The organism is Microbacterium sp. H6 (assembly GCF_003314775.1).
Lineage (GTDB): Bacteria > Actinomycetota > Actinomycetes > Actinomycetales > Microbacteriaceae > Microbacterium > Microbacterium oxydans.
This window is the reverse complement of record NZ_QOAY01000083.1, coordinates 1-2584: the sequence shown is the minus strand read 5'-3', so window position 1 is coordinate 2584 and position 2584 is coordinate 1. Positions and strand designations below refer to the sequence as shown.

Annotated in this window: 2 protein-coding genes and 3 tRNA genes; 4 read left to right on the top strand and 1 reads right to left on the bottom strand. The window is 67.9% G+C overall.

All coding sequences use genetic code 11. The features are described from left to right. Positions 1-938, bottom strand: a 938-nt coding sequence (locus DSP71_RS05875; protein ID WP_113680617.1) for a M23 family peptidase, incomplete at its 3' end; no start/stop codon positions are given. A gap of 209 nt (positions 939-1147) precedes the next feature. Between DSP71_RS05875 and DSP71_RS05870 the strand changes: the two genes are divergently transcribed. The 4 genes from DSP71_RS05870 (at position 1148) to DSP71_RS05855 (ending at position 2514) form a co-directional block, all read left to right on the top strand. Beyond that, positions 1148-1220: transfer RNA gene (locus DSP71_RS05870), tRNA-Glu, on the top strand. 27 nt (positions 1221-1247) lie between these two features. After that, positions 1248-1321: transfer RNA gene (locus DSP71_RS05865), tRNA-Asp, on the top strand. A gap of 69 nt (positions 1322-1390) precedes the next feature. After that, positions 1391-1463 (top strand) — tRNA-Phe (locus DSP71_RS05860). Positions 1464-1578: 115 nt separating this feature from the next. After that, positions 1579-2514, top strand: coding sequence for an aminoglycoside phosphotransferase family protein (locus DSP71_RS05855; protein WP_113680616.1), 936 nt, complete (start codon positions 1579-1581; stop codon positions 2512-2514). The last annotated feature ends 70 nt before the right edge of the window (positions 2515-2584 follow it).

The window sequence follows — 2584 nt, the reverse complement described above, 5'->3', positions numbered from 1 at the left end:
CCTCCGCCGCCACCACCGCCACCGGCCGCGGCTGCCGCCGCTGCGGCAGCGCGCTCGGCGGCTTCGCGTTCGCGACGGGCCTTCGCCTCGGCTTCGACACCGGCCTGGTAGCCGGCCACCGTCTGAGTGGTCACGTCCTTGAGGGCCGCGAGCTGAGCCTGCATGGTGGCGAGGTTCGCGGACTGCTCGTCCAGGGCGGCTTGAGCGGCTTCCGCCGCCTGCTGCGCGACGACCATCTTCTCTTCGGCGACCTTCTGCAGCCGGTCGCGCTCGTTGCGGGCGACGACGGCCTGGTCGCTGAGCGACTGCGCCGAGTTGCGAGCGGCGACAGCCTTGTCGTAGACCGACTGGTTGTACTCGAGCAGCTTGTCCATCGTGCCGAGGCGCGCGAGCAGCTCATCGGCGTTGTTCGCCGACCCGGCGAAGAACAGCTCCATGGAGGTGTCGTCGCCGCCGTTGCGGTAGAGCTGCGCAGCCACCTGTCCCGCCTTGCGGGCGGAGCTGTCGGCGACCGCAGCCTGCTCGTCGGCCTTCGCCTGCAGGGTGTCGGCTTCGGTCGCTGCGGCGAAGTACGCCTGCTGCGCGTCGTAGAACTCCTGGGATGCGACCTTCGCCGCGGCCTGCGTCTCGGCGACCTTCTGCGTGAGGGACTGGATCAGCCCTTCGATACGCGAGACCTCGGCAGCCTTGGCCGCCTCGTTGTTCTTCGCCCGCTGCACGTCATCCCAGCTCGGGTACGTGGCGGCATACGCGGCACTCACACCGTTGGTGATGCCGAAGGCGCTGAGCGCCACGACGCCGAGCGCGCCGATGCCGAGGGCTCCTCGACGACTGATGCCTGTCGCACCGAAGGCGCGGCGTTCTGTGGGAGTGGGCGCGCAGCCGCAGTCCTCGGACGCTGCTGCGACCGCAGCATCCAGCGTGATCTTGTCGTTCACACGGCCCCTTCCGCCGGTTTCACAGTTGCCACAGTAACAACAACTTTCACATCCGCACCAGGGGCACGGCCGCTCCTCCGTCTTCCACCGACCCCTCGATCGTGCCCCGGAAACACGCCCGGGTTGCGGCGCCGCGCCCTCGATTCGCGATTTGCCTGAAACATCCCTTATGCTTGAGCGTCGGCAAGGAAGTCCCCCGGGACTGACTCGGCCCCATCGTTTAGCGGCCTAGGACGCCGCCCTTTCACGGCGGTAGCACGGGTTCGAATCCCGTTGGGGTCACACCTTCCGATATAATTAAACAAGTATGGCCCTGTAGCGCAGTTGGTTAGCGTGCCGCCCTGTCACGGCGGAGGTCGCGGGTTCAAGTCCCGTCAGGGTCGCTCCGTGCGACGAGCTCTTTCTTCGGAGAGGGCTCTTCGTCTAGGACGCGACAGGTTCGCCGGTCGCGCGGCTCTGTAGCTCAGTTGGTAGAGCGTTCGACTGAAAATCGAAAGGTCACCGGATCGATGCCGGTCGGAGCCACACGAGTGATCGTTACAATCACTCCAGAAACCCTCGCCTAGCTTCTACATGGCGGGGGTTTTGCTTTGCCCGCGGCGAGACCTTTCCACCGACGCCCTGTGATCAACTGGTCCGTATGCGTCCCGAGCAGTCGTCCGTCATCCCGGTCGAAGTCGTCCGAGGCTTCCGGTCCCGGGACGATACGACGCGCGAATGGGCGGCCCAGGTGTCAGCCGTCGCGCTGGACCTGCAGCAGCGGTGGGAGCTCCGCCCTGAAGGCACGGTCCGATCGGGAGAGGCCGGGGTCTTCATTCCGGTGCGCCGTGCCGATGGAACACCCGCGGCGTTGAAGCTGCAGGTCCCCCGCGCCGAGACCACGGCTGCGATCATCGGCCTCACCCGTTGGCAGGGAGCCGGCATCGTCCGCCTGCTGGACAGTGATGCCGACCGCGGAGGGATGCTGCTCGAACGCCTCCAGGGAGACCGCGCTCTGGAGACCGTCGAAGACGACGATGCTGCCGTCCGCGTGGTCGGTGGCCTCCTCGCACGCCTGCACGCTGTGGCCGCCCCGGACGGGCTCCCCCGGCTCGCGACGATCACCGCCGAGATGATCGCCGATGCTGCCGCGGCAGCGCGCGTGCTCGATGACGATGATCGGTCCCGGCTGGACCGATGGGTCGACACGGTGTCGGCGGTGGCCGATGACACCGGCGACCGTCTCCTGCACTGGGACCTGCACTACGGCAACGTGCTCGCAGCCGACCGCGAACCCTGGCTGGCGATCGACCCGGAGCCGCTCGTCGGCGATCCCGGATTCGACCTCTGGCCCGCGCTCGACAGCGGGTGGAGCGACGATCCCGCCCCCACCGATGCACCCCGGCTCGTACGGCGACGCTTCGACATCCTCACCGAGATGCTCGACCTCGACCGCCACCGCGCTGCCGCCTGGACCCGTGCCCGCCTGCTGCAGAACACCCTGTGGGACATCGAAGACGGTCAGCCCGCCATCAGCGCGGCAGCGAAGCTGGTCGACGATGCGCTCCTCGCCGCCCACAGCTCCGAGATGCGGTGAACGCACCGAAACGGGTTCGCGTCGAGCGCTCTTCGCGAGGTGGAAGGCCCCGTCGTCGTCACAGCGATTC

Bases quoted from the DNA above. Each gene is read 5' to 3' on its own strand.
- DSP71_RS05855 (WP_113680616.1), top strand. From the start codon at position 1,579: ATGCGTCCCGAGCAGTCGTCCGTCATCCCGGTCGAAGTCGTCCGAGGC.